The sequence below is a fragment of the Thiocystis violacea genome (assembly GCF_016583575.1).
In the GTDB taxonomy this organism is placed as follows: Bacteria; Pseudomonadota; Gammaproteobacteria; order Chromatiales; family Chromatiaceae; genus Thiocystis; species Thiocystis violacea.
This window is the reverse complement of sequence record NZ_NRRG01000023.1, coordinates 1-26,176: the sequence shown is the minus strand read 5'-3', so window position 1 is coordinate 26,176 and position 26,176 is coordinate 1. Positions and strand designations below refer to the sequence as shown.

The following is a 26,176-nucleotide window of genomic DNA, read 5'->3' as shown; positions in this document are numbered from 1 at the left end:
GGATAATGCCGCCTCCTTGCCCATGACCCAAGTCAAGGAGCCTCCGCGCGGCGACTCGCAGAATCCGGCCATTCCCATCCATCAAGCGAGCGACACCAGCATGGCCTCCATCATTACCGACGCCTTCACCCAGGATCATCACGCCTGTGACCATCGGCTGGCCGCCGCCGAGGCCTGCGTCGGTCGCGGCGACTGGTCCGACATCGGAACGGCGGCCGAGGCGCTGGTCTCGGCCATGAACCGCCATTTCGATGCCGAGGAACAGACCCTTTTTCCGCGACTGGCCGAGATCTATCGCGTGGCGGCCAATCCCATCGAGGTGATGCTCTCGGAGCACGCGCAGATGCGTGTCCTCTTCGAGGATCTGACCGAGGCGGTTGGTCGCCAGGATCGGGACACCTGTCTCGGGATCCTCGAGACCCTGCATTTCCTGACCCAGCAGCACAATTCCAAGGAGGAATGCGTGCTCTATCCGATGGCGGACGGCGCCCTGAAGACGCAAGCAGGCGAAATCGCCGATCTCCTCGCCCATGGCTGATCCGCTCGCGCCCAGGGTGCTGGATGTGCGCCGGCTGGAACCGCCGGAGCCGATGGAGCGGGTTCTGGATGCCCTGACGGACATGCCGGAGGATGGACGTCTCTGGGTGCTGCATCGCCGCGAGCCCTTTCCGCTCTATGACCTGCTGCGGCGCCTGGGCTATGCCTGGCGCACCCTGGGTGAGGAGGAGCGTTTCGAGATCCTCATCTGGCCGGCCGATTTCCCGCCGTCTCGGTCCGAACTGGACTGGAGGATCCCGTGCTGAATACGGGCGGGCTCAGTCTGGATCAGGCCCCGCCGATTCGCGTGCCCTTTGCCTTCTTTCTCGCCGCCCCGCTGTTCGCGATCCTGGCCGGCGGCTTTCTGCTCTGGCAGGGAAACCTGGCGCTGCTGACACGCTGGTCGCCCGCCGCGCTGGCGGTCACGCATCTGATCGCGCTGGGGTTTCTCACCCAGGTGATGTGCGGCGCGCTCTTTCAGATGCTGCCGGTGCTGGCGGGCGCGCGGGTGGCGGCGGTCACGCGGGTGGCACCGCTGGTCCAGGGATGCCTGGTGACCGGCACCCTGTCGCTGAGCGGCGGACTCTATTGGGGCGGCGCGCTTTGGCTGGTCGTCGGGGCCGTGCTGCTCTCCTGTGCCTTGCTGATTTTCATTGGGGCGGCGGGGCTGGCGCTCGCGCGGGCGCGCGGTGTTCCAAGGACGCTCCAGGCGATGCGTCTGGCGCTTCTGGCGCTCTTGATGACGCTGCTGCTGGGCGGTCTTCTGGTGGCGGTGCTGCTGGGCGCCCCCATCGGCGGTTTTACCCATTGGGTCGATCTGCATCTCGGCTGGGGTCTGCTGGGCTGGGTCGGGATGCTGGTCATGGGCGTGGGTTATCAGGTGGTGCCCATGTTCCATGTGACGCCGGCCTATCCGCCCTGGCTGACGCGCGCGGCGGCACCGCTGGTGTTCGCCGGCCTGCTGGTCGCGACCGGATTGACGCTGACGGGGTCGGCCGTGCCGGCGGCCTGGGGATTCGGCGTCTCGGTGAGCGGCCTGGTGCTGTTCGCGGTGGTGACGCTGATCCTTCAGCGTCGCCGCGAGCGTCCGCGTCTGGATGTCACGCTGATTTACTGGTGGACCGCGATGCTCGCCGCGCTGGCGGCGGCCCTGGTCTGGGCCTTGGACGGGCGGGTCGAGCCGATCGGCGTGCTGCTCCTGATCGGCGTCGGTATCGGACTGCCGAGCGGCATGCTATTAAAGATCATGCCCTTTCTGAGCTGGTTCCATCTTCAGCATCGTCAGGTGACGACCCGGCGATTCGATGTGCGCCTGCCGTACATGCAGGTCTTCATCCCGGAGCGACTGGCACGCATCCAGTTCGGCGTCTTTCTCGGCGCGCTCCTGGTGACGGTCGCGGCGGCGGGCTGGCCGGTAAGCGGTTGGGGGGCCTGGCTCGCGCGTCTCGGCGGTCTGGGGCTGGTCGTCTCCTCGGTCCTGCTCTGGTGGCTACAGGCCGGGTGCGTCTGGCGTTATCGCGAAATCAGTCGGCGCCTGGGGTGAGTCGGCGCCACCGGCTCATTTCCATGAGCCTGGATTCAAGGATCTCGATCAAGCCCGGATGGAGGCCGACCAGTGGCGCCGTGTGAAGGCGCAGGGTCGGACAGCCTTGCTCGATGCGCGCGCGGATCCGGGCGATGTCGCCATCCGGTCCGGCGTGTCGCCCGGCGGAAAGAAAAAGCATGGAGAGCAGGATGGGCGTGGTCGGATCGGTCTCGGCCAAGCGGGCGAGCCGATCTTCCAGCAGCGGACCGTTGAAGTCGTATTCGATTCCCGGTCGGCGTTCCATGACCGCCTGTTCCAGCTCGACCTGGGGTCCGAGCCGAAGGGCGAGTCGGTCGCCGAGCCAGCGGCGCACGGCCGTGACCTCGGGGATGGGCGAGCCGTGGTCGACCAGTATCACCCGCTTGGGTGCGATTCCGGCGCTCGTCGCGGCCACGTTCAGGTTGTCCAGCAGGATCTCGACCAGGCGGGGTTCGCCTTGGGGGAGCGGGCAGAGTTCGGGCGCGATCGCGAGCCGGAAGGGGCCAAACTCGACGGCCAGCGTGGCGGCCGTCTCGGGCACGAATTGGGAGAGGGCGCGGCTCGGACCGAAGAACAGGGGGATCAGCACCAGATCACGCACGCCGTCGGCGAGCAGGCGCCCGAGCATGGGCGCGAAGGTGTCGGCCGCCTGGCCCGCGAGCTGTTCGGCCTGGACCTGATCGGAATGCAGCAGCGAGACAGGCCGTACCAATTCGCCGGAGCGCGCGGAGAGTGCGTCGGCGATTGTTCTCAGATTCAGCGTCGAGTCTGGCCGTTTGGAGCCGTTATCGATCAGCAGAACGGCGCGCATGGGCTAACCGGGTGGGTTGGCGGGTGGCTTGGCGACCGGCCGGGGGCTCGCCCAGGCGGCTGGATCCAGGGTGACGGCGACCTGGGACGGCCCTCGCGTCTGGCGCGGGCTTTCCGGTCGTGTCGCGATCCAGAGTGCGACTAGGGCGAGAATGCCGGCGACCAGGAGGGCGATCGGCCAGCTTGGGCGCACGAGCGCGATCCAGATCAGCAGACTGCCGGTCATGCCAATGAAGGCGGCGTTCTTGCCCGTGCGGCAGATTTCACCGGTTTCGAGAAAGCGGCGGATGGAGGCTCCGAACCGTGGGTGCTCGACCAGGAACTTGACCCGATGTGGCCGGCTGCGAAGCCAGAGCCAGGTCGCGCAGATCCAGAAAACGGTGGTCGGCATCAGGGGAACCACCATGCCGAGGAAGCCGAGTCCGAGGCACAGCCAGGCGAGGATGTTGTAAATGTGGTGTCGGCGCTGGTCGATCCGAGGCTCGGTCGCCGCCGTCTTGTCGTGCTCGGTGCCCTGCATTGGCTGTCCTCCGGTGTCTAGGCCCGGAATCATAGCCTGTTTTGGTCAGGAATTCCCGACGCGCACCAAAGGTTCGAGGCCGCGCCCGATCCGGTTGGGTGGGGCGGTCCTCGATGAGCCTCCCGCCCCGCCAGGGTCAAGCCGGACGTACCGCCCGGCGAAATTGGGTGGAGCCGCCGCTCACCGACTCACGCCATGATCGGCGAGCCATTGGGTGTCGAGTTCCCAGTCGACGCTCTGGACGTCCGGCTGAGCCAGCATCAACCCCATGGCGCGCTTCTGGTGGTCGATGAGATCCTGCTGGGCCGCCGCCATTTCCGGATCATCCTGGTTCTTGCCGGCGAGTTTCGGGTGAATGATCTGCAGGAACTGGAGCGCCGGCACGTCGAAGGAGCGGGGTGTCGAGATGACGGCGATGCCATCGTTGAACGAGCGCAGCCGGAATTGATAGGGGTAGGTCGAAAGCTGGGCGTCGGAGGTCAGGATTCTGTCGAGCCCTCGGACGCCCGGCTGCCAGGATGATTTCATCCAGAAAAACAGCCCTAGAATAACGATGATTCCCAGCAAGATACTGTAAGTTTTCGTGAAACGGTCCATGCGCGGTCTCTCTGTGATCAAGGCGTCGAGGGGTCGCTCGCGCCGACGAATGAAGATAACGCCAAGCATTGCCGGTGAGCGCCGCAAAACCCATGAAAATTGTCAATTTATCGTCAGGGCGTGATCGCGCCGACCGGCGGGATCAAGAGCGGATAGTCGATCCCGTCGGGCCGGGCTAGTCGCTGCGGTCGATGCGGTGTATGGTTTCGCGGCCCCATCGGGCCGTCATCAGAAACGACGCTGAGCGAGCGTCCGACGTCAACGAACGGATGCCTTTATGAACAATCCTCATCCGGTCATCGGAACCCGGGCGACCATCCTCATCGCCGATCTGCGTGGATTCTCCGCCTTGATGGAGTCCTTGCCGGCGACCCAGATGGTCGATTTGTTGAATCGGTTTTTCACGCTCATGGCCCAGGTCGTCGACCGCCATGGCGGCGTGGTCGACAAGTTCATGGGCGACGCGGTGATGGCGCTCTTCGGCGCGCCGGTTCGTCGCCCCGATGATCTGATCCGCGCGCTGAACTGCGCCGTCGAGATGCAGCAGGCGATGGCGGACCTGAATCGGCACAGCGAGGCGCGCGGCGAGCCGCGTCTCTATGCCGGCATCGCCGTCAGCACCGGCGACGTCATGGCCGGCAGCTTCGGATCCGAGATCTATAACGAGTACACGGTGATCGGCGATCCGGTCAATCTCGCGGCCAGGATCGAGGCCTATACGCTGCGAGGTCAGGTCTTGATGAGCGAGGCGGTCTTCCACGGCGCCGAGGGCCAGATCGAGGTGGGGGCCGTGAACGAGGTTCTGGTCAAGGGCAAGTCCACCCCGGTGAAGCTTTACGAACTCAAGGCCGTGACCGAGCCCCGGACCTCACTGGTTCCGGCGATCGAGATCCGCAAATCGCCGCGCATCCTGGTCGACTTCCCGGTCGTGTTCCGGCGGGTCGAGGACAAGCGCATTCAAGCCGAGCGCTTCGTCGGCACCGTCAATGACCTGGGATACTTCGGCATGAGCGCGGATCTGCCGATGGTTCTTCCGACCTACTCGGAGATCCTGATGTCGCTCTCGCCCGAGCTTGGATCGGAGAACGCGGTCGAGGTCTACGCGCGGGTGCTGAGGTCGCGACGCAACAAGGGCAGCTACCGGACCAACCTCCAGTTCACGACCATCGACACCCCCGGACACAAGAAGGTCAAGCAGTATGTCGATCTCGTTCTCTGGGGGAAGTGAGGATTCATGAGGTTTCGGCGACGATCTCCGGGGGAATGATCTCGCGAAGGAACTCGAGGATTCGGGTCTCGGCCCAGTAGACCGGACGCCAGGGCCAGGCGCCCGCGATAAACCCGACGTGTCCGCCGTGCTCGGCCAGCTCCAGGGTCACGCCCGGTCCGAGTTCGTGCTCCCAGGGCAACGTGGCGGGGAACATGAAGGGATCGTCAGCCGCCTGGATGATGAGCGTGGGCGTGGTGATGCCGCCCAGATAGGCGCGGCAACTGGCGCGGTTGTAGTAATCGAAGACCCCGGCGAACCCATTCAGCGGCGCCGTGATTTGTTCGTCGAACTGGTTGAAATCACGGATGCCGTCCAACTCCAGGTCGAGCGGACAGGGGCGGTCGGTGAATTTGCGCCGCACGCTCGACTTGAGCTTTCCCAGCAAATGGCCGCGATAGATCCGCGACCAGCCGAGATCCAGCCGGAGCATGGCGTCGCGCAGCACGAAGGGGACCGAGACCGCGATCCCGGCCTCGATTAGAGGGTGTGATGCCTCGCCGAGATACTTCAGCAGCAGATTGCCCCCCAGCGAGAAGCCGATGACGGCCTTGGGCGCGCCCGCCGCGTCGGGCGCGAGCGCCTGGAGAACCTCCGCGAGATCCTCGGTGGCGCCGGAGTGATAGGCGCGATCCAGCCGATTCGGCTCCCCGGAGCAGCCGCGCAGGTGCATGAAGATGGGCTGATAACCGGCGCGTCCGAGGGTCTCGACGAGCGATCCGGCGTAATGGGATTCAAGGTTGCCTTCCAGGCCATGGATGATGAGCACACGAGGGCCGGACGTCTCACCGATGGCCAGGTCGATGAAGTCGCCGTCGCGCAGCTCGATACGACGCCAGGCCAGCCGCGCGCGCGGCCGACGCCGGGTCAGGCTTGGCCAGAGGGTCTGGATGTGCGGGCCTGGAAGCCACCAGGCCGGTTTGAATGGACTTCGCGTGATCCGGCCCATGGCCAAAGGTCTCCAAGGCGAAATATCGGTTGCGGGATTCGGTGGGTGAGGGCACGCCATCACCATGGGGACGGAGTGTCGCATGAGGTTCCCGTGCTCAGGAACCATCGGTGTCAGGGTCGCCGGGCGCCTGGCTTCCAACAAGGAAAAACCGAGGATCTCTTGGGGCCAGGATCCCTGGCGGGAGCCCCAAGTGCTTGCCGCGAGCCCGCGAGTCGCTGTCCCGCGCGGCTTGGGTTCGATTGAGACCAAGCCCCTTTGTCCCCTATACTGGCCGCTGAATCAAATCGCGGCTTCACTGCCCGCTGGACAAGGAAACCAATACCGATGCCGAGAATCCTTCCGGCCCTGATTTCGATGCTGCTGTGCGCACTGCCCCAACTGTCGCCGGCTGAGGATCTGATCCAGATCTACGACATGGCCGTGGTGAGCGATCCGACCCTGCGGGAGGCCGAGCAAAACCTGTTTGCCTCGCGCGAGGTCAAGCCGCAGGCGCGTTCGCTGCTCCTGCCAAGCGTCAACCTCCAGGGCAACCTGGATTATTACGACGCGGATTCGCGCGGCGGCAGTCTCGGGATCGACCGCTCCGATCGCTACGGCACCCAGGAGGCCCAGGCGGTCCTCAGCCAGAGTGTCTATAACCGGGCGAGCTGGATGACGCTCAAGCAGGCGGACAATGTCATCGCCCAGGCGGAGGCCGAGTATCGCAACGCCCAGATCGACCTCATGGTCAAGACCACCGAAGCCTACTTCAACGTGTTGCGGTCCGCGGATGCCGTCACGGTTCAGGAGGCGCTGCTGCGAGCCAACGAACGCCAGTTGGAGCAATCCAAGCAGAGATTCGAGGTTGGTCTGGTCGCCATCACCGACGTGAACGAGAGTCAGGCCGCCTACGACCGTTCGCGCGCGGATCTCATCAACGCGAAGAACGCGCTGGACAATGCCTGGGAGGCCCTGCGAACCATCGTGGGTCCGATCGGCGCGCCGCTGGCCCGGCTCGGCGAGAAACTCCCGCTGGCGCCACCCGAGCCCAACGACATCCAGGCCTGGGCCGGCACCGCCATCCGTGCCAACTACGGCATTCTCGCCGCCACCGAGTCGGTCAACGCGGCCAAGCGGACGATCGAGATCGAGCGCTCCGGCTATTTTCCGAAGGTCGATCTCCAGGCCGGTTACGACGTCTCGCGCTCCGGCGCGGAGTACGGCACCGATTCGGATACCGGCTTCGTCGGTCTGTCGGTGTCGGTGCCGATCTTCCAGGGCGGCTCGGTGGCCTCGCGCACCCGCGAGGCCGGCTACAGGTACCGGGCCAGCCAGGACCGGCTCGACCAGGTTCGGCGCCAGGTCGACCAGCAGGTCAAGGACGCCTTCCGCGGCATTCTTTCCAGCATCGAGGACGTCAAGGCCCGTCAGGCCTCCATCGTCTCGGCGCGCTCGGCCCTGGAGTCGACCCAGGCCGGACTCGAGGTCGGAACCCGCACCCAGGTCGATGTGCTCAACGCCCAGCGCAGTCTCTTCCAGGCCGAGTTCGATTATCTCAGCGCGCGCTATGACTACATCATCAACGGGGTCAAGCTGCATCAGGCGACCAGTACCCTGACGCGCGACGTCCTGGCCAAGGGCAACGCCTGGCTCGAGCCAGGCGATGTCGTCCCGCTGCCCGCTAACTGACGATGTCCGGCAATAGCTTTGGCAAGAGCTTCGTCGTCACCAGTTTCGGCGAGAGTCATGGCCCGGCCATCGGCGGTATCGTCGACGGCTGTCCGCCGGGGCTCGCGCTCACGGCCGCCGACCTGCAGCGGGATCTGGATCGGCGCAAGCCGGGGCAGTCGCGTCACACGACCCAGCGTCGGGAGTCGGACACGGTTGAAATCCTCTCCGGGGTGTTCGAGGGGCGGACCACGGGCACGCCCATCGGCCTGCTGATCCGCAACGAGGATCAACGTTCCAGGGACTATTCCGAGATCGCGAGCCGTTATCGTCCCGGCCACGCCGACTACAGCTACGAACAGAAATACGGCGTCCGCGACCATCGGGGCGGGGGACGCTCCTCCGCGCGCGAGACCGCCATCCGCGTCGCGGCCGGTGGCATCGCCAAGAAGTACCTGGCGGAGCGCCACGGGGTCCGGGTGCGCGGCTATCTCTCGCAACTCGGCCCCATCCGTCCACGCGGATTCGACTGGGATCAGGTCGAGCGCAATCCCTTCTTCTGGCCTTGCGTCGAGACCGTCGTGGATCTCGAGACCTACATGGACGAGCTGCGCAAGGAGGGGAATTCGATCGGGGCGGCCGTGACGGTGGTGGCCTCGGGGGTTCCGACCGGTCTCGGCGAGCCCATCTTCGACCGGCTCGATGCCGACATCGCCCACGCCCTGATGAGCATCAACGCGGTGAAGGGTGTCGAAATCGGCGCCGGGTTTGGCTGCGTCGAGCAAAAGGGCACGGAACACCGCGACGAGATGACGCCCGACGGCTTTCTCTCCAATCACGCCGGCGGCATTCTCGGCGGGATCTCCTCCGGACAGGACGTGGTGGCACGCCTCGCCCTCAAACCAACCTCCAGCATCCGCCTGCCGGGACGCACGATCGGCAGCGATGGAAGCGCGACCGAGGTGATCACCAAGGGGCGCCACGATCCCTGTGTCGGCATCCGCGCCACCCCGATCGCCGAAGCCATGCTGGCGCTGGTGCTCATGGATCATCTTCTACGCCAGCGGGGACAGAACGCCGATGTCAGGCCACCGACCCCCGCGATTCCGGCGGTTCGCGGTTAGGGGCGAGTTGTCAGTTGTCAGTTGTCAGTTGTCAGTTGTCAGTTGTCAGTTGTCAGTTGTCAGTTTGCGGGATTGTGACGGCGTCGGGGCTGGCGTGCGACCAATTCGCGAAAGGATTAGGCCCTCGACAGGCGGCGGCCTGATCCTAGTCTGGGAGACTTGGTCTGAACCTTCGATACTGAAAACTGACAACTGACACCCGACCATCGGGGCCTTCCGATCACTCAACGCGAGCCCCGCGCCCCGATGCCCTACTGGCGGCTTTCGAGCTATTACTTCTTCTATTTCGCCTCGCTCGGGGCGCTCGTACCCTATTGGGGGCTTTATCTCCAGGGCGAGGGGTTCGATGCCCTGGCCATCGGTCTGTTGATGGCGATTCTCTCGGCGACCAAAGTGGTGGCGCCGATGGTGTGGGGCCACATCGTCGACCGCACTGGTCATCGCATGCAAGTGGTGCGGCTGGGGGCCTTGCTCTCGGTGTTCGGTTTCGCCACCGTCTTCGTCGCGGATGGCTTCTGGAGCATGGCGCTGGCCCTGCTGTTGTTCAGCTTCTTCTGGAACGCCTCGCTGCCCCAGATGGAGGCCGTGACCTTCAACCACCTCCGCGAGCGCCCGACCCGCTATGCCCTGGTGCGTCTCTGGGGGTCGGTGGGCTTCGTTCTGGTGGTAGTCGCGCTCGGTCTCCTGTTGGAACGCGACTCGCTCGCCATCGTGCCGCTCTGGATCCTGTCGCTCACCCTGGGAATCTGCCTGACCGCCTTCCTCATCCCCGACAGCGCGCCGGATTCTGGATCTCGGGTCGATGTCTCGCTGCGTCTGTTGTTGCGGCGACCCAGTGTTCTGGCCTTCTTCGGCGCCTGCTTCCTGATGCAATTGAGCCATGGCATCTATTACGCCTTCTATTCGATTCATCTGGAATCGGCGGGTTATTCCAGCGCCGAGGTCGGCTGGCTCTGGGCGCTGGGCGTCATCGCCGAGGTGCTGGTATTCCTGGTGATGCCCCGACTGCTTGAACGCTTCGGCGCGCGTCGCGTCCTGCTCTGGAGCCTGGCCTTGGCCGTGGCGCGCTGGCTGGCGATCGGTGCCTTCGTGGATATCCTGGCGGTCCAACTGGTCGCCCAGATACTCCACGCCGCGACCTTCGGAACCTTTCACGCCTCGGCGATCCATCTGGTCCATCAGGTCTTTTCCGGTCGTACCCAGGGGCGCGGTCAGGCCCTCTACAACAGCCTGAGCTTCGGCGCCGGTGGGGCGGCCGGAAGCCTGATCGGCGGTGTCCTCTGGGCGGGATCCGGACCACTGATCACCTTTGGGGTTGGCTCGGTGTCGGCAGCGCTGGGGCTGTTCGTCGCCTGGCGCTGGATGGACGCCGAGATGCGTCACCCGTGACCTCGTGGTCGTGGAGCGCCGCCATCGCCCCGCACTGGCCTGATCGCTTGCCGTTCAACCGCTGAAAGCCGGCGCTTCCTTCGGAAGTGCCCCGATTCGCATCGAGACTTGGGCGTTCGAGCACATGTCGCTCATGAATCGCGTGTTATGATCGAAATCAGTCGGATCCGACCCCCATATTTCGACTTCCATAGTCCTCGCGTGTCCGCTGATTACCTCTGTTGGACCATTTCACCTAAGTGAACCCGTTTCCCTGAGGCGCCTTCCTTATGTCTGCTTCCCATGGTCCTTATCGAGTCCTGCCTGGCCGGCGCTATCCTCCGGGGGCGACGGTCGAGGACGATGGCGTCAATTTTTCCGTCTTCAGCCGTCACGCCACGGCGGCCGAGCTGTTGCTCTACGCGGGGGCCACGAGTCCCGAGCCCTTTCAGATCATTCGTCTGGATCCGCGTACCAATCACACCTTCTTCTCCTGGCACGTCCTGATCGAGGATCTGCCGCCGGGCACGCATTACACCTGGCGCATGGATGGCCCGCACGATCCGCACCTGCATGGCTGGCGTTTCGACTCGGGTATCGAGCTGGTCGATCCCTGGGCGCGGGCGGTCAATGTCGGCGACTGGAACCGCTGGCGTCGCCTGCGCGAGGGCGTACAGCCGCACGACTCACCGCGCGCCATCGTGCTGGCCGAGGAGTATGACTGGGAAGGCGACACCCCCCTGCGCCTGCCCACGGAGCAGACGGTCGTCTATGAGCTGCATGTGGGTGGTTTCACCCGACACCCCAGTTCGGGCGTGCGACACCCTGGAACCTTCCTGGGGTTGATCGAGAAGATCCCCTATCTGCAAGACCTGGGCATCACCCATGTCGAGCTGATGCCGATCATGGCCTTCGACGAGCAGGACGTCCCGGAACAGGTCTGGGAGTCCGGATTGCGCAACTACTGGGGCTACAGCAGCTACGGTTTCTTCTCGCCGCATCCGGGGTTCTGCGTCACCCCGGAGGAGGGCACGCATCGGCGCGAGTTCCGGGACATGGTCAAGGCGCTGCACCGGGCCGGCATCGGGGTCATCCTGGACGTGGTGTTCAACCACACCAGCGAGGGCGGCGCCAGCGGACCCACCATGACCTTCAAGGGCTTCGGCAACGAGACCTTTTACTGTCTGGACGGTCTCGACAAGGGGATCTATCTGGACTTCACCGGCTGCGGCAACACGGTCAACGCCAACCACCCGCTGGTGACGCATTTCATCCTGGACGCCCTGGAGTACTGGGTGCGTGAGATGCATGTGGACGGCTTCCGTTTCGATCTCGCCAGCGCCATGGCGCGCGACGCCGACGGCCGGCCCATGGCCAACCCGCCGGTGCTCTGGGAGATCGAGCTGTCCGACACACTGGCGGCCTCGCGCATCATCGCCGAGGCCTGGGATGCCGCGGGTCTCTATCAGGTCGGCACCTTTCCCGGCTATCGCTGGATGGAGTGGAACGGACGCTACCGCGACAGCATCCGGCGGTTCGTCCGGGGCGATCATGGCCTGGTGCCGGAGCTGGCGACCCGTCTGTCCGGGAGCAGCGACCTCTACGAGGCCAATCTGCGCAAACCGATCAATAGCGTCAATTTCGTGACCTGTCATGACGGTTTTACCCTCTGGGATCTGGTGTCCTACAACCGCAAGCACAATCTCGCCAATCGCGAGGCCAACCGCGACGGAACCAACGACAATCTGAGCTGGAACGGCGGGGTCGAGGGCGAGACCGAGGATCCCGAGATCCTCGCGCTGCGCCGCCGTCAGGCCAAGAACCTGCTGACCCTGCTTTTCCTGAGCCAGGGGATCCCCATGCTGCTGGCCGGCGACGAGCTGCTGCGGACCCAGAAGGGCAACAACAACGTCTGGTGTCAGGACAATCCGCTCGGCTGGCTCGACTGGTCCCTGCTGGAGCGCAACGCCCAGATGCTGCGTTTCGTCCGCGAATTGATCGCGCTGCGCAAGCGCCATCCCAGCCTGCGGCGTCGGCATTTCCTCTCCGGCCAATTGAGCCAGGGCTCGGATCTACCGGACGTCACCTGGCATGGCGTGGAGCTGAACGAGCCGGCCTGGGACGATCCTCGCAACCAGATGCTGGCCTTCACGCTCGCGCCAGCCGGCCCGGATGAGGGTCTCCTGCATGCGATGATCAACATGAGCGATCGCGCCCGTGACTTCGAGCTGCCCGACTTCACCTGGAACCATTGGTATCTCGCCCTGGATACCGGCCGGGCCTCGCCGACCGATGTGGTCGCGCCGGCCGACCAGCTCCGGGTGGAGGAAAGGCGCCATCTGGTGCGTTCCCGGAGTATTCTGGTGGTGGAAGGCCGTCGGGCGTGACGAAATCCTGATCCCAGGGCTTTGACCGTGGAAGTTCCATTGTTTAATGTGATGCGGTAGGCGAGTTCGCCGCATCGCGGGGTCAGGCGTGCGGCGCCCGCGGTCATTGCGAGGACTCATGGCACAGAGAAAGCTTTTTCATGCGCTCGGGCTGCACATGCATCAGCCTCCGGGCAATCTGCGTCTCCTGATCGAGATCAATCCATGGGAGGCGGAGGAAATCGTTCGCTGCTATGAGCGGACCGTGCGCTATGCCGAGCAATACAAGGATGTCGCCCGACTGCATGTGGGCTTCTCTGGCGTCCTGCTCGAACAGTTCCTGGATCCCGATATCGTCGATCGTTATCGGCACATCGTCGACATCCCGGACATGCTCGCGCGCTACCGGGAGGCCGACAACATCGAGCTGATCGGGATGGGCTACTATCATCCGATTTTCCCCCTGATCCCACGCGCCGATTGGCTGGAGCAGCTCGAACGCGGGCGCGCCATGATGGAGCGCGTGTTCGGGCGTAGCCCGCGCGGCTTCTGGCCGCCCGAGATGGCCTTTTCGATGGAGATGATTCCAGCCCTGGCCCAGGCCGGCTACGACTATGTGGTGGTCGATGGGGTGCATGTGCGTCCGGAAGACGGTCTCAACGACATCTTCAGACCCTATATCGCCTGTCACGATGGGGTCTGCATCACGGTCGTGCCGCGCGATCGGGATGTCTCCAATGCCCAGGAGAGCGGGCTGAATCCCCGCTGGTTCCAGGACGAGGTCTCCTGGCGGGCCTCGGTCTCGCCCCGGCCGGACGAGGCGCGACTCATCACCACCTGGTCGGATGGCGAGAATGGCGGCTGGTTCAGACAGATCCACGAGCCCGCCGGGTTCTTCGGCCATTTCTTTACCCCTTACATGGACCAATGCCGAAGCGGTGGCTATCCGATCACCCCGGTGACCCTGGGTGCCTATCTTGCCCAGACGCGGCCATTGGCCCGCGCCAGGGTCCAGACCGGCGCCTGGAACGTGGGATCGACCTCGGGCGAGGATCTCTCGCAGTGGTCTGGCTCCCAATCCCAGCGCCAGGCGGTCGCCGAGGTGCGGAGTCTGAGCGATCGCTACTGGCGCATCTGTCGTGACCACCCCGATATCTATCGTGTCGCCGGCGAGCCGATGGTGCGTGCCCGCCAGCAGATTCTCGAGGCGGAGACGAGCTGTTTTCTGTTCTGGGGCGATGCCTGGATCCCGCACCTCTATGCCCGGACCCGGCCGGCCAAGGGTGCCCTGGATGAAGCCGAGGAGGTCGTTCGTGCCGGCGACTCCAGTCGCGCCGCCCATCCATTCACGAGCGTGCTCGCGGAGACGGCGGTCGGTGACGCCGAATCCGATCCAGCCGAACCCTCGGCCGGATCGGGCGACTGATTCGGATTAGGAGCTGGCCGCCTTGTCCATTCGGGGGATTTGACTATCACCAGCGACGCGGAGCGTTTCGATGGCGCCTCGGAGAGTCCGATGACGGATGGCATCGAGGCTGGGCCTGATCCCGCCGATCCAATCTCCGACAGGAAGACGGGGGGCGAGGTCACGCCGGATCTGGCGGTTCCCGAATCCCCTCTTGCCCCGATATTCCCGCTCGCGGCCGATGGCACCCGTCTCGTGCTCTACCCTGGGGCGCCTGGAGAACTCCGGGTGAGTTGGAGCCTGCGCGCGAACGACGTCGTGAGCCATGGGGCCGGATTCCCCGTCGAGGACGGGCGTCCCGAGGCGGTGCTGCGTCTGACCAGATTTCGCTATGACGGCGGGGGTGAACTGGCCCAGGAGACGCGGCTTCGTCCGTCCGGGATCGGCGGGCACGGCGACCTCTCGTTCGGAATCGGTGACGACTATTCGCGCTTCGAGGCCGAGTTGGGCCTGGTCAACGGGGAGGGTGGCTGGTTACTGCTGGCGCGCTCCAACCGGCTCCAGCATGCCAGGGGGCTCGGTCTCGACGGCATCGGGTTTGGAGCGCGAAGCGATCCGGCAGGCTTGGAGTCAGGCGTCGCCGATCAGCCGGCTCAATCCATCCCCTTTGATTGGGGGGCCGCGCCGGTCTCGACGAAGTCCACCGGCATTGCTTCGGCTGCTGGTCCCTGGGAAACCCACGAGGCACGCTCGGGCGACGGCGTCCAGACGGGGGCCTGGGAGGATTCCAGCCTGATCGTGGGCGGCGAGCCGCCGATCGCCTGGAATGGTGATAGGAACGCACAGACGCCCGCTCTGTCCGGCCTGGACGCTCAGGATCCGGCTCCGAGTCCGATTCCTGGCCAGAACTTGCGGGCCGAGTCTGATTTCAATGGAAGCTCGGCGAAGAATGCGACCGTCGCCGCATTCCGGATCCCTGTGCTGAGCTATGGTAAGCCCCCGGCGTCGGGAAACGATCTGGTGATCGAGGCCGAGCTGCGGATTCTCGGTTGGGCGGCCCCCAACAGCGAGATCGATCTCTTCGGCCACCGCTATCGCGTCGGTCCTGGAGGGCGCTTTCAGTTCGTGCTGAGAGTGGACGACCCCGATCTGTTGAGACGCGCCCTGGCGCAACATCCGCCGCCGGAGCTGAACAGTCAGCGCGAAGACTGAGCCGTCATAAATAGGGAAGGGGGTTCCGGCGTATGCATATCGCCATGGTGAGCGCCGAGTGCGCGCCGATCGCCAAGGCTGGTGGTCTGGGTGATTTCGTTCAGGGTCTGGCCCATGAACTGGCCCGAGGTGGCGAGCGGGTCGAGGTCATCCTTCCTTGCTACGACGTTCTCCGGCGCGAGGCCCTGACGGGGTTGCGCGAGATCCGCGCCGACCTGAAGGTTCCCTTCCAGAACCGCCTGCTCGATTGCCGCGTGTTCGCTGGGACGCTGGACGGATACGACTGTCTGCTGATCGATCCGCGCTCGGAGGATCGGTTCTTCGAGCGCGGCTGTATCTATGGCGAACCGGACGATGCCGAGCGCTTTGCCTTCTTTTCACGGGCGGTGCTCGAATGGCTCTGTCAGGCCGATCGCCGACCCGACATCCTGCATTGCAACGACTGGCAGACCGGGCTGATTCCGGTCCTGCTCGCCGAGCTGTTCCAGTCGCGTGGCCTGGAACACACCCGCGTCTGCTACACCCTGCACAATGTCGGCTACCAGGGCCGGGTGGAGGCCGCCATCCTGGGGCAGGTGGGGCTCGACCCCGCGCGCCTGATGGTGCCCGAGCGCTTGCAGGATCCGGGAGACCCAGGACTGGCGAATCTGATGAAAGGCGGCATCGTGCACGCGCATTTCGTCAACACCGTCTCGCCGCGCTATGCCTGGGAGATTCAGAACACCGAGCAGGGAATGGGCTTGCAGCCGCTGCTGCACAGCCATCGTCACAAGTTCGGCGGCGTGCTCAATGGCATTGACGACAGCGTTTGGAACCCGGAGGTGGATCCGCTCATCCCGGTGAACTTCGGCCCCAACTCGCTGCCCCTGAAGGCCGCCAACCGCAAGGAACTGCGCTCGCGAATGGGCCTGGAGTCATCCGACAAACCGATCATCGCCGTGGTCAGCCGACTGGATCGTCAGAAGGGCGTCGAGCTGGTTCAGCATGGCATCCGCCATACCCTGGCGGAAGGCGGACAGTTCGTGCTTCTGGGATCCGCCCTGGATCCGGTGATCGACGAGCAGTTCAAGCGGCTCAGGAGGGCGATGGACGCGAGTCGCAATTGTCGCATCGAGCTGGGCTACGATGAGTCATTGGCGCACCTGATCTATGCCGGCTCGGACATGATCCTGATCCCAAGCCTCTACGAGCCTTGCGGACTCACCCAACTGATCGCCATGAAATACGGAACCGTGCCGATCGTGCGGCGCGTTGGCGGATTGGCGGATACGGTCTTCGATGCCCATTACTCGGACAAGTCGTTCGAGGCCCGCAATGGCTATCTCTTCGACGATCCGACCGAGGACGGACTGGAAAGCGCCATGAGCCGCGCGTTCGGGCTCTGGAAACGCTTCCCCGAATACTTTCGCCAACTGCGGATCAACGGCATGCGGGGCGACTATTCCTGGCGTCAGCCCGCGCGTCGCTATCTTGAAATCTACGCCCATGTTCGGGCGCATTGATTGGGAAGGCGCAATCCCCGACCGGTTTCAGTCCGAGTCTGGATCCCGACGCAGGATGTTGCGAATGCTGGTGAGCGCCATGTCTCCGATATCGGAGAACTCGATACCCAGGCACCACTGATTGTTGGATGGGGCGGGCGAGATCCAGGCCACGGATCCAACCGCCTGAATGCCTTCCGGAACCTCGACCGCCTCCATTTCCACCAACAAGCGAGAGCGGATGGCGAACAGCCGATCGCTACGGACCTGTAATCCACCCTCGCTGATGTCGCGGGCGATCACGGCCTGGATGCTCGGCATCGGTGCGCGGGGCTCCAGGCTGAGTGGAAAGAGCCGCGCATGGCATTCCCAGGATCGGCGTTCGGAACATCGTCTCTCGTCTTCCGTCGTTTCCGAGATCATGGATCTGTTTCCTCTTGTTGTGGGAAAGACACCGCTCCGGACGACTCAGTGTGGATCGTTTCGATAGCCTATTCGCAATCCATCGAACTCCATGGGCATGGAGAACGGATCACGGCGTTCTCATTGGCGCGACATGATGCAAGTCGGCGACAGACGCAGTCTCAGGGTCTGTCTCGGCCTGATACCAAAGGCTCCACCGCAGTCATTGAGCCCGATCGAATAGCGGAGAAAATACTCCCCTGGATCCAAGCGTGTACTGTAGCTCTGATTGAGGCCCAGGCGATAGATGTCGCGGTCGTTGAGCTTGACGCGCATCGTCCCGAACAGCCCGATCAGCGAGCCGTCCCGACTGATGACGAGGGTGCCGGCCTCGGAGGGCTGTCGGAGTGGGGGCGGCGCGCCGACCGGGCCGCCGGAGAGCGCGCATCCCGAGATCACGACCGCAGCGACTACCGAGGTTATCAGGGCCGGGGGGTTCTGATTCATGTCAGGTGTCTCTTAAGGCTTGGTTCTGGCCGCGTCCGGTGCGCGAGCGGTCGGGACGGACCCTTCACGGCTGGCGCGGATTCGATATCCTGTCAAAATCATGCGCGCGCCCAAGCTCTGGCGTCAAAGTCTTCCGTCATCATCCGGTCCACCATGAACGAACCATTCCACGACGGCCTCCGTCCTCCGCTCATCATGGGCATCCTCAACCTCACTCCGGATAGCTTTTCGGATGGAGGACGGTACGGGGATCCCGACTCGGCCCTGCGGCAAGCCCTGGCGATGCTGGACCAGGGCGCGGACATCATCGACATCGGCGGCGAATCGACGCGCCCAGGTTCGCGACCGGTTCCGCCCGAGGAACAGGAGCTTCGGGTTCTGGAGGTGATTCGGCGCATACGCGAACGGGTTCCGTCCGAGATCCCGATCAGTATCGACACCACCCTGGCGCTTGTCGCCCGCGCCGCGCTGGACGCGGGCGCGAGTTGGATCAACGACACCTCGGCGGGACTCGATGATCCCGCCATGCTGCCCCTGGCCGCCGAGCGGGACGTCCCCATCGTGCTGATGCATCGTCCGGGCCTGCCGGAGACGATGCAACTGGATCCGCGTTACTCGGACGTCGTGACCGAGGTGCGCGATCATCTCGCCGCCCGTGTCGAGGCGGCCCTGACGGCGGGCGTGCGCGAGAGCCGGATCCTGATCGATCCCGGTATCGGGTTCGGCAAGCTCGTGGAGCATAACCTCGCCCTGCTGGCCGGGCTCGGTCGCCTGGCGAGCCTGGGCTTCCCCCTGTTGCTGGGAACCAGCCGCAAGCGTTTCATGGGCACTATTTGCGGTGGCGTCGAACCTACCGAGCTGATGCCCGCGACCTGCGCGACCACCAGCCTTGGCGTCATGGCCGGAGTCCAGGTCTTCCGCGTTCACGACGTGGCCGGCAACCGTCAGGCCGCCGATATGGCCTGGGCGATCCGTCGCGCGGGCTGATGGCGATGAACATGAGGCGTTTCAAACACTGGTCGGGCCGATTCCTGAAATGGTCGCTGGCGCTGATCGCCGGCTTTCTGGTTCTCTCATCGACGTTGGTTCTGATGCTGCGCTGGGTGGATCCGCCGACCTCGGCCGTGATGCTCCAACACCAGATCTCCGCGCGATTGGGGTCCGGGGAGCCGCTGCCCATCCATCACGAGTGGGTCGACTGGGAGCGGATTCCCGGCACGCTCGCCCGGGCCGTGATCGCGGCCGAGGATCAACGCTTCCCCGATCACAATGGCTTCGATCTGGTCGAGATCCGCAAGGCCATGGCGCAGGCCCAGGCCGGAGGGCGACTGCGTGGCGCCAGTACCATCAGCCAGCAGACGGCGAAGAACCTCTTTCTCTGGTCGGGGCGCGACTATCCGCGCAAGGCGCTGGAAGCCTGGCTAACGGTGCTCATCGAGACCCTCTGGTCGAAGCAACGGATCCTGGAGATCTATCTCAATATCGCCCAGTTCGGACCCGAGACCTATGGCGTCGGCGCGGCCAGTTGGCGCTATCTGGATCGCCCCGTCTCGGCGGTTGGCGCTCGCGAGGCCGCGCTGCTCGCCGCCGTGCTCCCCAATCCCAACATCTATCGCCTGGACGCACCGTCCGCCAGGGTGCGACGGCGCGCGGACTGGATCGGCCGGCAGATGCGCCAGCTTGGCGAGCGTCCGTTGAGGTAAGACAGGAATTCCATGGTCGCGCCACGAGAATCGATGGGGAAACAGATGCGGAGAAACATCCTGGTCGATATCGAGCGGCAAACCCTGACCCTGTTCGAGGGGCCGCGATCCAGACTCCACTACCCGGTGTCGACCGGGCTCAATGGGGTAGGCGAACTCGGCGGGAGCGGTTGCACGCCCCGAGGGCGGCATCGGGTGCGGATCCGTATCGGCGAGGGCTGTCCGGTCGGGACCGTCTTTCGGGGGCGGCGGCCGACGGGCGAGATCCATGACGCAGCCCTGGCCGCCCGGTTTCCGGATCGGGATTGGATCCTGACCCGGATCCTCTGGCTTGGCGGCTGCGAGCCTGGACGCAATCGCGGCGGTTGTGTCGATACCCTGAGACGTTTCATCTATATCCATGGCTGCCCGGATTCGGAACCCATGGGCGAGCCCCGTTCGCATGGCTGTATCCGCATGCGCAATCTGGATCTGATCGAGTTGTTCGACCAAACGCCGACCGGGACGCTGGTGGAGATTCGCGGTGGTTGAGCGGGTGCTGACGCGCTTGGGCTCGGCCGCGCTGGTCGTTCTGGGTGTCTGTACCCTGGTCTTTCTGCTCATCCACCTGGTTCCGGGCGATCCGGTGGCGGTGATGCTGGGGGAGGGCGCGCGTCCGGCCGATCAGGCCGCGCTGCGTGCCTCGCTCGGGCTCGACCGGCCGCTGGGCGTGCAATACCTGGAGTATCTGACGCGGCTCGCCCGGTTGGATCTGGGCACATCGCTCCACGCGCAACGGCCAGTGGCTGACCTGCTCGCCGAGCGTATCGGCCCGACCCTGGAGCTGGCGATCGCCGCGCTCGCGCTGGCGATCCTGATCGCCATTCCACTCGGGGTCGTGGCCGCCCAGCATCAGGGTGGCGCGATCGATCGCGGCGCCATGGGTTTTTCCATGCTGGGCGCGGCGATCCCGAATTTCTGGCTGGGTCCGATCCTCATCCTGGTGTTTTCGCTCTGGCTCGGCTGGACGCCGGTCAGTGGCCGCGAGGGGGTGGCCAGTCTGGTGCTGCCGGCGATCACCCTGGGGACCGGGCTCGCCGCGATTCTGGCGCGCATGGTGCGAAGCAGCGTGCTGGAGGTGTTGGGGGAGGACTATATCCGCACCGCGCGCGCCAAGGGGCTGGGGCCGACGGCAGTGCTCTGGCGGCACGCCCTGCGTAACGCCTGGCTGCCGATCCTGACGCTGATCGGGATGCAATTCGGGGCGCTGCTTGGCGGGGCGGTGGTGACGGAGACCGTCTTCGCCTGGCCGGGTCTGGGGAGCCTGCTGATCGAGGCGATCCAGACCCGGGATTATCCGCTGGTACAGGCGGCGGTGCTGCTCATCAGTCTGAGCTATCTGCTGGTCAACACGGCGACCGATCTGCTCTATGTCGCCGTGGATCCACGGATCCGGGTCGGCTGATTATTCTGAATAGCCGCGCCGCCCGGAACCCCGGATGTCACGGGCGAAGTAGCTGACGCGGCCCTGAGGAATCACGGTGATGCCACCGGGGCTGACATCGAAGCGCTGGCTGTCCTTGTCCGAGTCGAAACCGATGCGGTCGCCGGCCTCGATGATGTTATGCCGGTCGACGATGCACCGGCGCAGATGCGCGCCGCGACAGACGCGCACGTAGTCCATGATGATGCAGTCCTCCAGCACCACGTCCTCCTCGATCACCGCCTCGCGGCGGATGATGGAGTTCTTGATGGTCGCCCCCTTGTGGACCATGGTCGCCGCGCCGAGCAGGGCGTTTTCGATGTAGCCGCCAAGCACCCGCGCCACCGGTCCCTGATAGCCGCTGGAGTAGATCGGCCAGTCCGGATTGAACATATCGAAGGTCGGCTCGGCGCCCAACACGTCCAGATGGGCGTCGAAATAGGCGTCGAGGTTGCCGACATCGCGCCAGTAGACCCGCGTCTCATAGGGCTGAACGCCGGGGATCTCGTTGGTCGCGAAGTCGTAGGCGAAGAGGCGATGGGTGCGCAGCAGCCGCGGCAGCACATGCTGGCCGAAGTCGGTCTCGCCCGCCTCCTGGGCCTCCTTGAGCGCCTTCATCAACACCTCGGTACTGAAGATGTAATTGCCCATCGAGGCGAAGGCCATGGAGGGGTCCGAGGCTAGCGGCGTGGGATGGGCGGGTTTCTCCTCGAAGGCGCGGATCCGGCCGTCCGCGTCCGCCGCGATGACGCCGAATTCGGTCGCCTCGCGCAGCGGGACGGGTAGGGCGGCGATGCTCACGTCGGCCTTGCGATCACGGTGGAAATCGACCATCTGGCGGATATCCATGCGGTAGATGTGATCCGCGCCGAACACCGCGACCAGGCTCGGACGATGTTCCTCGATCAGGTTGATGTTCTGGTTGACGGCGTCCGCCGTGCCCTGGAACCAGTGCTCGCCGGTCATCATCTGCGGGGGCACCACGGTGACGAACTGGTTTTGAAGCAGGGGCGAGATGGTCCAGGCCTTGCGGACGTGCTCGATCAGCGATTGCGATTTGTACTGGACCAGCAGATAAATGGTCTGGATCTGGGAGTTGACCAGATTGCTGAGGACGAAATCGACGATCCGGTAGCGGGAACCGAAGGGGACCGAGGGCTTGGAGCGTCCGGTGGTGAGCGGTTGGAGTCGGGAGCCTTGGCCACCGGCCATGACGAAGGCGATGATACGGTCGTTCTGCATGAATCCTCCGCGGCCCCGTGGCGGGGGCACTTCTACTGTTGATATTGGCGCCCCATGATAATCCTCTCGATCGGAGGTTTCCTGATATTTGGCACCCGCGCGTTTCGGCGGAGAAACGCGATCGCCTCCGTCCATCGAGGGTCGCCGCGTCCGGATCGTTTCGGAGCCCTCCCTTCCGGCTAGAATAGCCACTTTCCGAGGAATGCAGCCATGAGCGACCCCATGAAGAACCTCCCGCGCCGCCCCGTCATCCTGATCATCCTGGATGGCTTCGGTCTGAATCCATCCAAGGCCAACAACGCGGTCGCGCTGGCTCGCACGCCGAACCTCGATCGCTACTTCTCCAGTAATCCGCATATCGCCATCCTGGCGTCGGGGCTGTCGGTCGGGCTGCCGGACGGACAGATGGGTAACTCGGAGGTCGGGCACATGACCCTCGGGTCCGGCTGCGTGGTGTTCCAGGATCTGGTCCTGATCGACCAGGCGATCGCGGATCACAGCTTCTTCGAGAACCGCGCCCTGGTCGCCGCCGCCCAGGCCGCCGCCGCGCAGGGCCGACCGATCCATCTCATGGGGCTGGTCTCGGACGGCGGCGTCCACAGCCACGTCCATCATCTCAACGCCCTGATCAAGCTCTGCAAGCATCAGGGCGCGCGACCCATGGTCCACATCTTCACCGACGGTCGCGACACGCCCCCGCGCTCGGCCCTGAACTATCTCAAGAGCGTCGAAGGCGCGCTGGAAGTCGCCGGCGGCCAGATCGCCAGCGTCTCTGGCCGCTATTACGCCATGGACCGCGACAACCGTTGGGATCGTACCGAACTGGCCTGGCGGGCGATGGTCGACGGGGAAGGGCGACACGCCGCGAGCGCCCGCGAGGCGATCGAGGCCGCCTACGCGGCCGGCGAGGACGACGAGTTCATCCATCCCACGCTGATCGAGGGTGGCGAGACCATCCAGAACGGCGATCAGGTCATCCACATCAACTTCCGCAAGGATCGGCCCCGTCAACTGGTGTCCGCGCTCTTCAAGCCCGACTTCGCCGAGTTCGACCGACGGGGCATGACCGGGGCCCGGGTCACCTGCATGATGGAATACGACCAGTGGTACGGGCTGCCCTTCGCCTTCGACCACGACATGCCCAAGACCACCCTCGGCGAAATCCTGAGCGGGGACGGCCTGCCGCAGTTCCATTGCGCCGAGACCGAGAAATACGCGCACGTCACCTTCTTCTTCAACGGTGGGCGCGACGAGCCCTTCCCCGGCGAGGAGCGCGCCCTCATCCCTTCGCCCAAGGTGGCGACCTATGACCTGCAACCGGAGATGAGCGCGCCGGCGGTCGCGGACACCGTGATCGAGGCGCTCGAACGCCGCGTCTATCCCTTCATCGTGGTCAACTTCGCCAATGGCGACATGGTCGGTCATACTGCCGTGCGCGAGGCGGTCATCGCGGCGGTCGAGACGCTCGATCATGAGGCCGGACGGGTGATGGACGCGGCGGTCGCGGCCGGCTACTCGATCATCCTCACTGCTGACCACGGCAACTGCGACGAGCTGATCGATCCGGTCACCGGCGAGCCGCACACCCAGCACAGCCTCTATCCGGTGCCCTGTCTGATCGTGGACGAGGTGCCCTGGCGGCTCTCGACCGGCGGCGGCATCAAGGACATCGCGCCCACCGTGCTCTCGCTCATGGGGATTCCCGTGCCCGATACCATGGACGGCCGCTCGCTCCTGCTCGGCCCGGCGATGACCTGAGCCATGCGCATCTACCTGGACTTGCTGCGCGATGTCATCGAGAACGGAACCGACAAGGGCGACCGGACCGGGGTCGGCACCCGCTCGGTTTTCGGACGCCAGGTTCGTTTCGATCTGGCCGACGGCTTTCCGCTGCTCACCACCAAGCGCATCCATCTCAAGAGCCTGATCCACGAACTGCTGTGGTTCCTGTCCGGCTCGACCGACAACGGCGTGCTGCGCGGGGAGGGCGTCACCCTCTGGGACGAATGGGCCGACGAGGATGGGAATCTTGGCCCCATCTATGGCGCCCAGTGGCGCGCCTGGCCTTGCCCCGACGGACGGGTGATCGACCAGCTCGCCGATCTGGTCGAGACGATCCGGACCCGGCCGGACTCGCGCCGGCTGGTGGTCTCGGCCTGGAACCCGGCGGATCTACCCGACGAGACAATCAGTCCCCAGGCCAATGTCGCGGCCGGACACATGGCGCTCGCGCCCTGCCACTGCCTCTTTCAGTTCTACGTGGCCAACGGACGCCTCTCCTGTCAGCTCTATCAGCGCAGCGCCGATCTCTTTCTCGGAGTGCCCTTCAATATCGCCAGCTATGCCCTGCTGACGCATCTGATCGCCCACCAGTGCGATCTGGTCGCGGGCGAGTTCATCCACACCTTCGGCGACCTGCATCTGTATCGCAACCATCTGACGCCAGAGATCGTGTACGAGCAGCTCGATCGCGAGTCCAAGCCCCTGCCGACCCTGTCGCTCAATCGTCGGCCGGCGAGCCTGTTCGACTATCGCTTCGAGGACATCGACATCCGCGGCTACTATCCCCACCCGGTCATTCGCGCGCCGATCGCGGTCTGAAGGTTCACGACGCGCCCGCGAGACGGGCGTGCCTCTCAATTTGAAGGCTCTTGTCCATGATGGAACTCCTGTTGGCATCCCTGTTCGACTACGGCCTTTTCCTGGCCAAGACACTGACCCTGCTGGTCGCGATCGGATTACTGCTGATCCTGGCGTTGCGCGCCCGCTCGGGCGGCGCGCACCCGGAGCAGCTTGAGATCACGGATCTCAAGGAACGCTATCGCTCACTGAACCATGCGCTCAAGGAATTTTCCCTGCCGAGAAAGGAATACAAAGCCTTCCTCAAGCAAGAACGCAAGCGTGAGAAAACGCGCGAAAAGGCTGGGAATGCCGAGCGCAAACGGCTGTTCATCATCGAATTCAATGGCGATATTCGCGCCAGCGAGGTCGGGGCCTTACGGGTTCTGGTGACGGCCTTGATCCAGGAGGCGCGGGAGGGCGATCAGGTCTTGATCCGGCTCGACAATGCCGGCGGCATGGTGAGTGAACACGGGCTCGCGGCGTCCCAATTGGCGCGCATCCGCGCCAAGGGCCTCCCGCTCACGGTCGCGGTCGACAAGGTCGCCGCCAGCGGCGGCTATCTGATGGCCTGCGTCGCCGATCGCATCATCGCCGCGCCATTCGCCGTGCTGGGCTCCATCGGGGTGCTGGCCGAGCTGCCCAACTTCCACCGTCTGCTGGAGCGCCACGGGGTCGATTTCGAACTTCACACGGCCGGCGAGCACAAACGGACCCTGACGCTCTTCGGCGAGAACACCGACGAGGGCCGGCGGAAATTGTGCGAGCAACTGGAGGAAACCCACCGCCTATTCAAGGCATTCGTCGCCGAGTACCGGCCGAGTCTCGATCTGGATCGGGTCGCGACGGGCGAATACTGGCATGGCCAGCGAGCCGTCGAACTGGGTCTGGTGGACGCCATCCAGACCAGCGACGACTTCGTGATGGACGCCGGCGAGGACATGGAACTGCTCAAACTCAAATACCGCGCCCACAAGAAACCGCTCGAACGCCTGCTCTCCAGTGTGCAAGCCACCCTCGATCGCGCCTTCGCGACCTGGCGCGGCTGAGAGGTTGTGAAACGATTTCATCGGGTATAGGGGTTTCAGTATGCGCTCCTGCTCGACTCTCCCGGAGCTTGTTCTCCCAGAACTCGCGGCGGGTGGTCGGAGTGGCGGACAGATGACAGCCGTGCGCGTGCCAGAAACAGCCATGAATCAGGATCAGCGCCCGTCGTCCGGGAAAGACGATGTCGGGCCGGCCGGGCCGTTTTCGATCATGGAGACGGTAGCGGTAGCCTCGGGCAAAGAGGGCGCGACGAATCAGGATCTCCGGTTTCGTATCGCGCGAACGGATGCGTGACATGCAGAGCGAACGCTGCTCCGGCGTCAGCACATCGCCGGAGTTCGTCG

26 protein-coding genes are annotated in these 26,176 nt (G+C 64.7%); 18 read left to right on the top strand and 8 right to left on the bottom strand.

Translation table 11 applies throughout. The annotated features are described in order from the left end of the window. The first annotated feature begins 22 nt into the window (after window positions 1-22). The 3 genes from CKO27_RS12365 to CKO27_RS12355 are packed head-to-tail and all read left to right on the top strand — an operon-like array spanning window position 23 to window position 2,080. Complete coding sequence (locus CKO27_RS12365) at window positions 23-538, top strand: hemerythrin domain-containing protein (RefSeq protein WP_242470889.1); 516 nt, start codon at window positions 23-25, stop codon at window positions 536-538. After that, entirely contained in the window at window positions 531-803 is a 273-nt protein-coding gene (locus tag CKO27_RS12360; protein WP_200375204.1) for a DUF2249 domain-containing protein, read from the top strand. The genes CKO27_RS12365 and CKO27_RS12360 overlap by 8 nt, the downstream gene beginning before the upstream one ends. Further along, the gene (locus CKO27_RS12355) at window positions 797-2,080 is read left to right on the top strand and encodes a hypothetical protein (RefSeq protein ID WP_200375203.1); all 1,284 of its coding nucleotides are present in this window, start codon (window positions 797-799) and stop codon (window positions 2,078-2,080) included. The genes CKO27_RS12360 and CKO27_RS12355 overlap by 7 nt, the downstream gene beginning before the upstream one ends. Here the strand turns inward: CKO27_RS12355 and CKO27_RS12350 are convergent. From CKO27_RS12350 to CKO27_RS12340, 3 genes are all read right to left on the bottom strand, one after another. Next, entirely contained in the window at window positions 2,061-2,912 is an 852-nt protein-coding gene (locus CKO27_RS12350) for a sirohydrochlorin chelatase (protein WP_200375202.1), read from the bottom strand. The genes CKO27_RS12355 and CKO27_RS12350 overlap by 20 nt on opposite strands. A gap of 3 nt (window positions 2,913-2,915) precedes the next feature. Further along, a complete protein-coding gene (locus CKO27_RS12345; RefSeq protein ID WP_200375201.1) occupies window positions 2,916-3,431 on the bottom strand; it encodes a YbaN family protein in 516 nt (171 codons plus the stop codon). Window positions 3,432-3,611: 180 nt separating this feature from the next. After that, window positions 3,612-4,028 (bottom strand): hypothetical protein, encoded by a 417-nt coding sequence (locus CKO27_RS12340; protein WP_200375200.1) that lies wholly within the window; start codon window positions 4,026-4,028, stop codon window positions 3,612-3,614. A 277-nt stretch (window positions 4,029-4,305) separates the two neighbouring features. Between CKO27_RS12340 and CKO27_RS12335 the strand changes: the two genes are divergently transcribed. Beyond that, a complete protein-coding gene (locus CKO27_RS12335; protein WP_200375199.1) occupies window positions 4,306-5,256 on the top strand; it encodes an adenylate/guanylate cyclase domain-containing protein in 951 nt (316 codons plus the stop codon). Window positions 5,257-5,260: 4 nt separating this feature from the next. On the opposite strand, the gene CKO27_RS12330 is transcribed toward CKO27_RS12335, so the two are convergent. Further along, window positions 5,261-6,244, bottom strand: a complete 984-nt coding sequence (locus tag CKO27_RS12330) for a hydrolase (protein ID WP_200375198.1) — start codon at window positions 6,242-6,244, stop codon at window positions 5,261-5,263. Window positions 6,245-6,571: 327 nt separating this feature from the next. Here CKO27_RS12330 and CKO27_RS12325 point away from each other — a divergent pair, with 327 nt between their 5' ends. The 7 genes from CKO27_RS12325 (at window position 6,572) to CKO27_RS12295 (ending at window position 16,871) form a co-directional block, all read left to right on the top strand. Further along, the gene (locus CKO27_RS12325) at window positions 6,572-7,915 is read left to right on the top strand and encodes a TolC family outer membrane protein (protein ID WP_200375197.1); all 1,344 of its coding nucleotides are present in this window, start codon (window positions 6,572-6,574) and stop codon (window positions 7,913-7,915) included. Between the two features lie 2 nt (window positions 7,916-7,917). Further along, window positions 7,918-9,018: a chorismate synthase gene (gene aroC / locus CKO27_RS12320; RefSeq protein WP_200375196.1), complete on the top strand. Its 1,101-nt coding sequence runs from the start codon at window positions 7,918-7,920 to the stop codon at window positions 9,016-9,018. Between the two features lie 246 nt (window positions 9,019-9,264). Then, window positions 9,265-10,407, top strand: coding sequence for an MFS transporter (locus CKO27_RS12315; RefSeq protein WP_200375195.1), 1,143 nt, complete (start codon window positions 9,265-9,267; stop codon window positions 10,405-10,407). 269 nt (window positions 10,408-10,676) lie between these two features. After that, complete coding sequence (glgX, locus tag CKO27_RS12310; protein WP_200375194.1) at window positions 10,677-12,773, top strand: glycogen debranching protein GlgX; 2,097 nt, start codon at window positions 10,677-10,679, stop codon at window positions 12,771-12,773. A gap of 118 nt (window positions 12,774-12,891) precedes the next feature. Further along, entirely contained in the window at window positions 12,892-14,178 is a 1,287-nt protein-coding gene (locus tag CKO27_RS12305; RefSeq protein WP_242470883.1) for a polysaccharide deacetylase family protein, read from the top strand. A gap of 90 nt (window positions 14,179-14,268) precedes the next feature. Further along, complete coding sequence (locus CKO27_RS12300) at window positions 14,269-15,369, top strand: hypothetical protein (protein ID WP_200375193.1); 1,101 nt, start codon at window positions 14,269-14,271, stop codon at window positions 15,367-15,369. A 32-nt stretch (window positions 15,370-15,401) separates the two neighbouring features. Beyond that, complete coding sequence (locus CKO27_RS12295) at window positions 15,402-16,871, top strand: glycogen synthase (protein ID WP_200375192.1); 1,470 nt, start codon at window positions 15,402-15,404, stop codon at window positions 16,869-16,871. Between the two features lie 27 nt (window positions 16,872-16,898). Here the strand turns inward: CKO27_RS12295 and CKO27_RS12290 are convergent, their stop codons facing one another. Both CKO27_RS12290 and CKO27_RS12285 read right to left on the bottom strand, forming a co-directional pair. Further along, a complete protein-coding gene (locus CKO27_RS12290) occupies window positions 16,899-17,273 on the bottom strand; it encodes a PilZ domain-containing protein (RefSeq protein WP_200375191.1) in 375 nt (124 codons plus the stop codon). Window positions 17,274-17,393: 120 nt separating this feature from the next. Beyond that, entirely contained in the window at window positions 17,394-17,759 is a 366-nt protein-coding gene (locus CKO27_RS12285; RefSeq protein WP_200375190.1) for a hypothetical protein, read from the bottom strand. 153 nt (window positions 17,760-17,912) lie between these two features. Here CKO27_RS12285 and folP point away from each other — a divergent pair, with 153 nt between their 5' ends. From folP to nikB, 4 genes are read left to right on the top strand one after another with little or no spacing between them, the layout of a single operon-like run. Then, window positions 17,913-18,746 carry a dihydropteroate synthase gene (gene folP, locus CKO27_RS12280; protein WP_200375189.1) on the top strand — a complete coding sequence of 278 codons (834 nt, stop codon included), beginning with the start codon at window positions 17,913-17,915 and terminating at the stop codon, window positions 18,744-18,746. Between the two features lie 11 nt (window positions 18,747-18,757). Then, window positions 18,758-19,462, top strand: a complete 705-nt coding sequence (gene mtgA / locus CKO27_RS12275) for a monofunctional biosynthetic peptidoglycan transglycosylase (protein ID WP_200375188.1) — start codon at window positions 18,758-18,760, stop codon at window positions 19,460-19,462. 45 nt (window positions 19,463-19,507) lie between these two features. Continuing rightward, window positions 19,508-19,993 (top strand): L,D-transpeptidase, encoded by a 486-nt coding sequence (locus CKO27_RS12270; RefSeq protein ID WP_200375187.1) that lies wholly within the window; start codon window positions 19,508-19,510, stop codon window positions 19,991-19,993. Beyond that, window positions 19,986-20,906, top strand: coding sequence for a nickel ABC transporter permease (gene nikB / locus CKO27_RS12265; protein WP_338116009.1), 921 nt, complete (start codon window positions 19,986-19,988; stop codon window positions 20,904-20,906). Before CKO27_RS12270 ends, nikB begins: the two co-directional genes overlap by 8 nt. On the opposite strand, the gene CKO27_RS12260 is transcribed toward nikB, so the two are convergent. Further along, complete coding sequence (locus tag CKO27_RS12260; RefSeq protein WP_200375186.1) at window positions 20,907-22,166, bottom strand: glucose-1-phosphate adenylyltransferase; 1,260 nt, start codon at window positions 22,164-22,166, stop codon at window positions 20,907-20,909. It lies immediately after the preceding gene. A gap of 210 nt (window positions 22,167-22,376) precedes the next feature. On the opposite strand from CKO27_RS12260, the gene gpmI reads away from it, so the two are divergent. Genes gpmI through sohB form a run of 3 tightly spaced genes read left to right on the top strand, consistent with a single transcriptional unit; the run spans window position 22,377 to window position 25,834 of the window. Next, entirely contained in the window at window positions 22,377-23,924 is a 1,548-nt protein-coding gene (gene gpmI / locus CKO27_RS12255) for a 2,3-bisphosphoglycerate-independent phosphoglycerate mutase (RefSeq protein ID WP_200375185.1), read from the top strand. 3 nt (window positions 23,925-23,927) lie between these two features. Next, the gene (locus tag CKO27_RS12250; RefSeq protein WP_200375184.1) at window positions 23,928-24,767 is read left to right on the top strand and encodes a thymidylate synthase; all 840 of its coding nucleotides are present in this window, start codon (window positions 23,928-23,930) and stop codon (window positions 24,765-24,767) included. A gap of 59 nt (window positions 24,768-24,826) precedes the next feature. Continuing rightward, on the top strand, window positions 24,827-25,834 hold the full coding sequence (gene sohB, locus CKO27_RS12245; RefSeq protein ID WP_420825830.1) for a protease SohB: 1,008 nt from the start codon (window positions 24,827-24,829) through the stop codon (window positions 25,832-25,834). On the opposite strand, the gene CKO27_RS25290 is transcribed toward sohB, so the two are convergent. Further along, complete coding sequence (locus CKO27_RS25290) at window positions 25,743-26,129, bottom strand: very short patch repair endonuclease (protein ID WP_420825829.1); 387 nt, start codon at window positions 26,127-26,129, stop codon at window positions 25,743-25,745. The genes sohB and CKO27_RS25290 overlap by 92 nt on opposite strands. Window positions 26,130-26,176 lie beyond the last annotated feature (47 nt).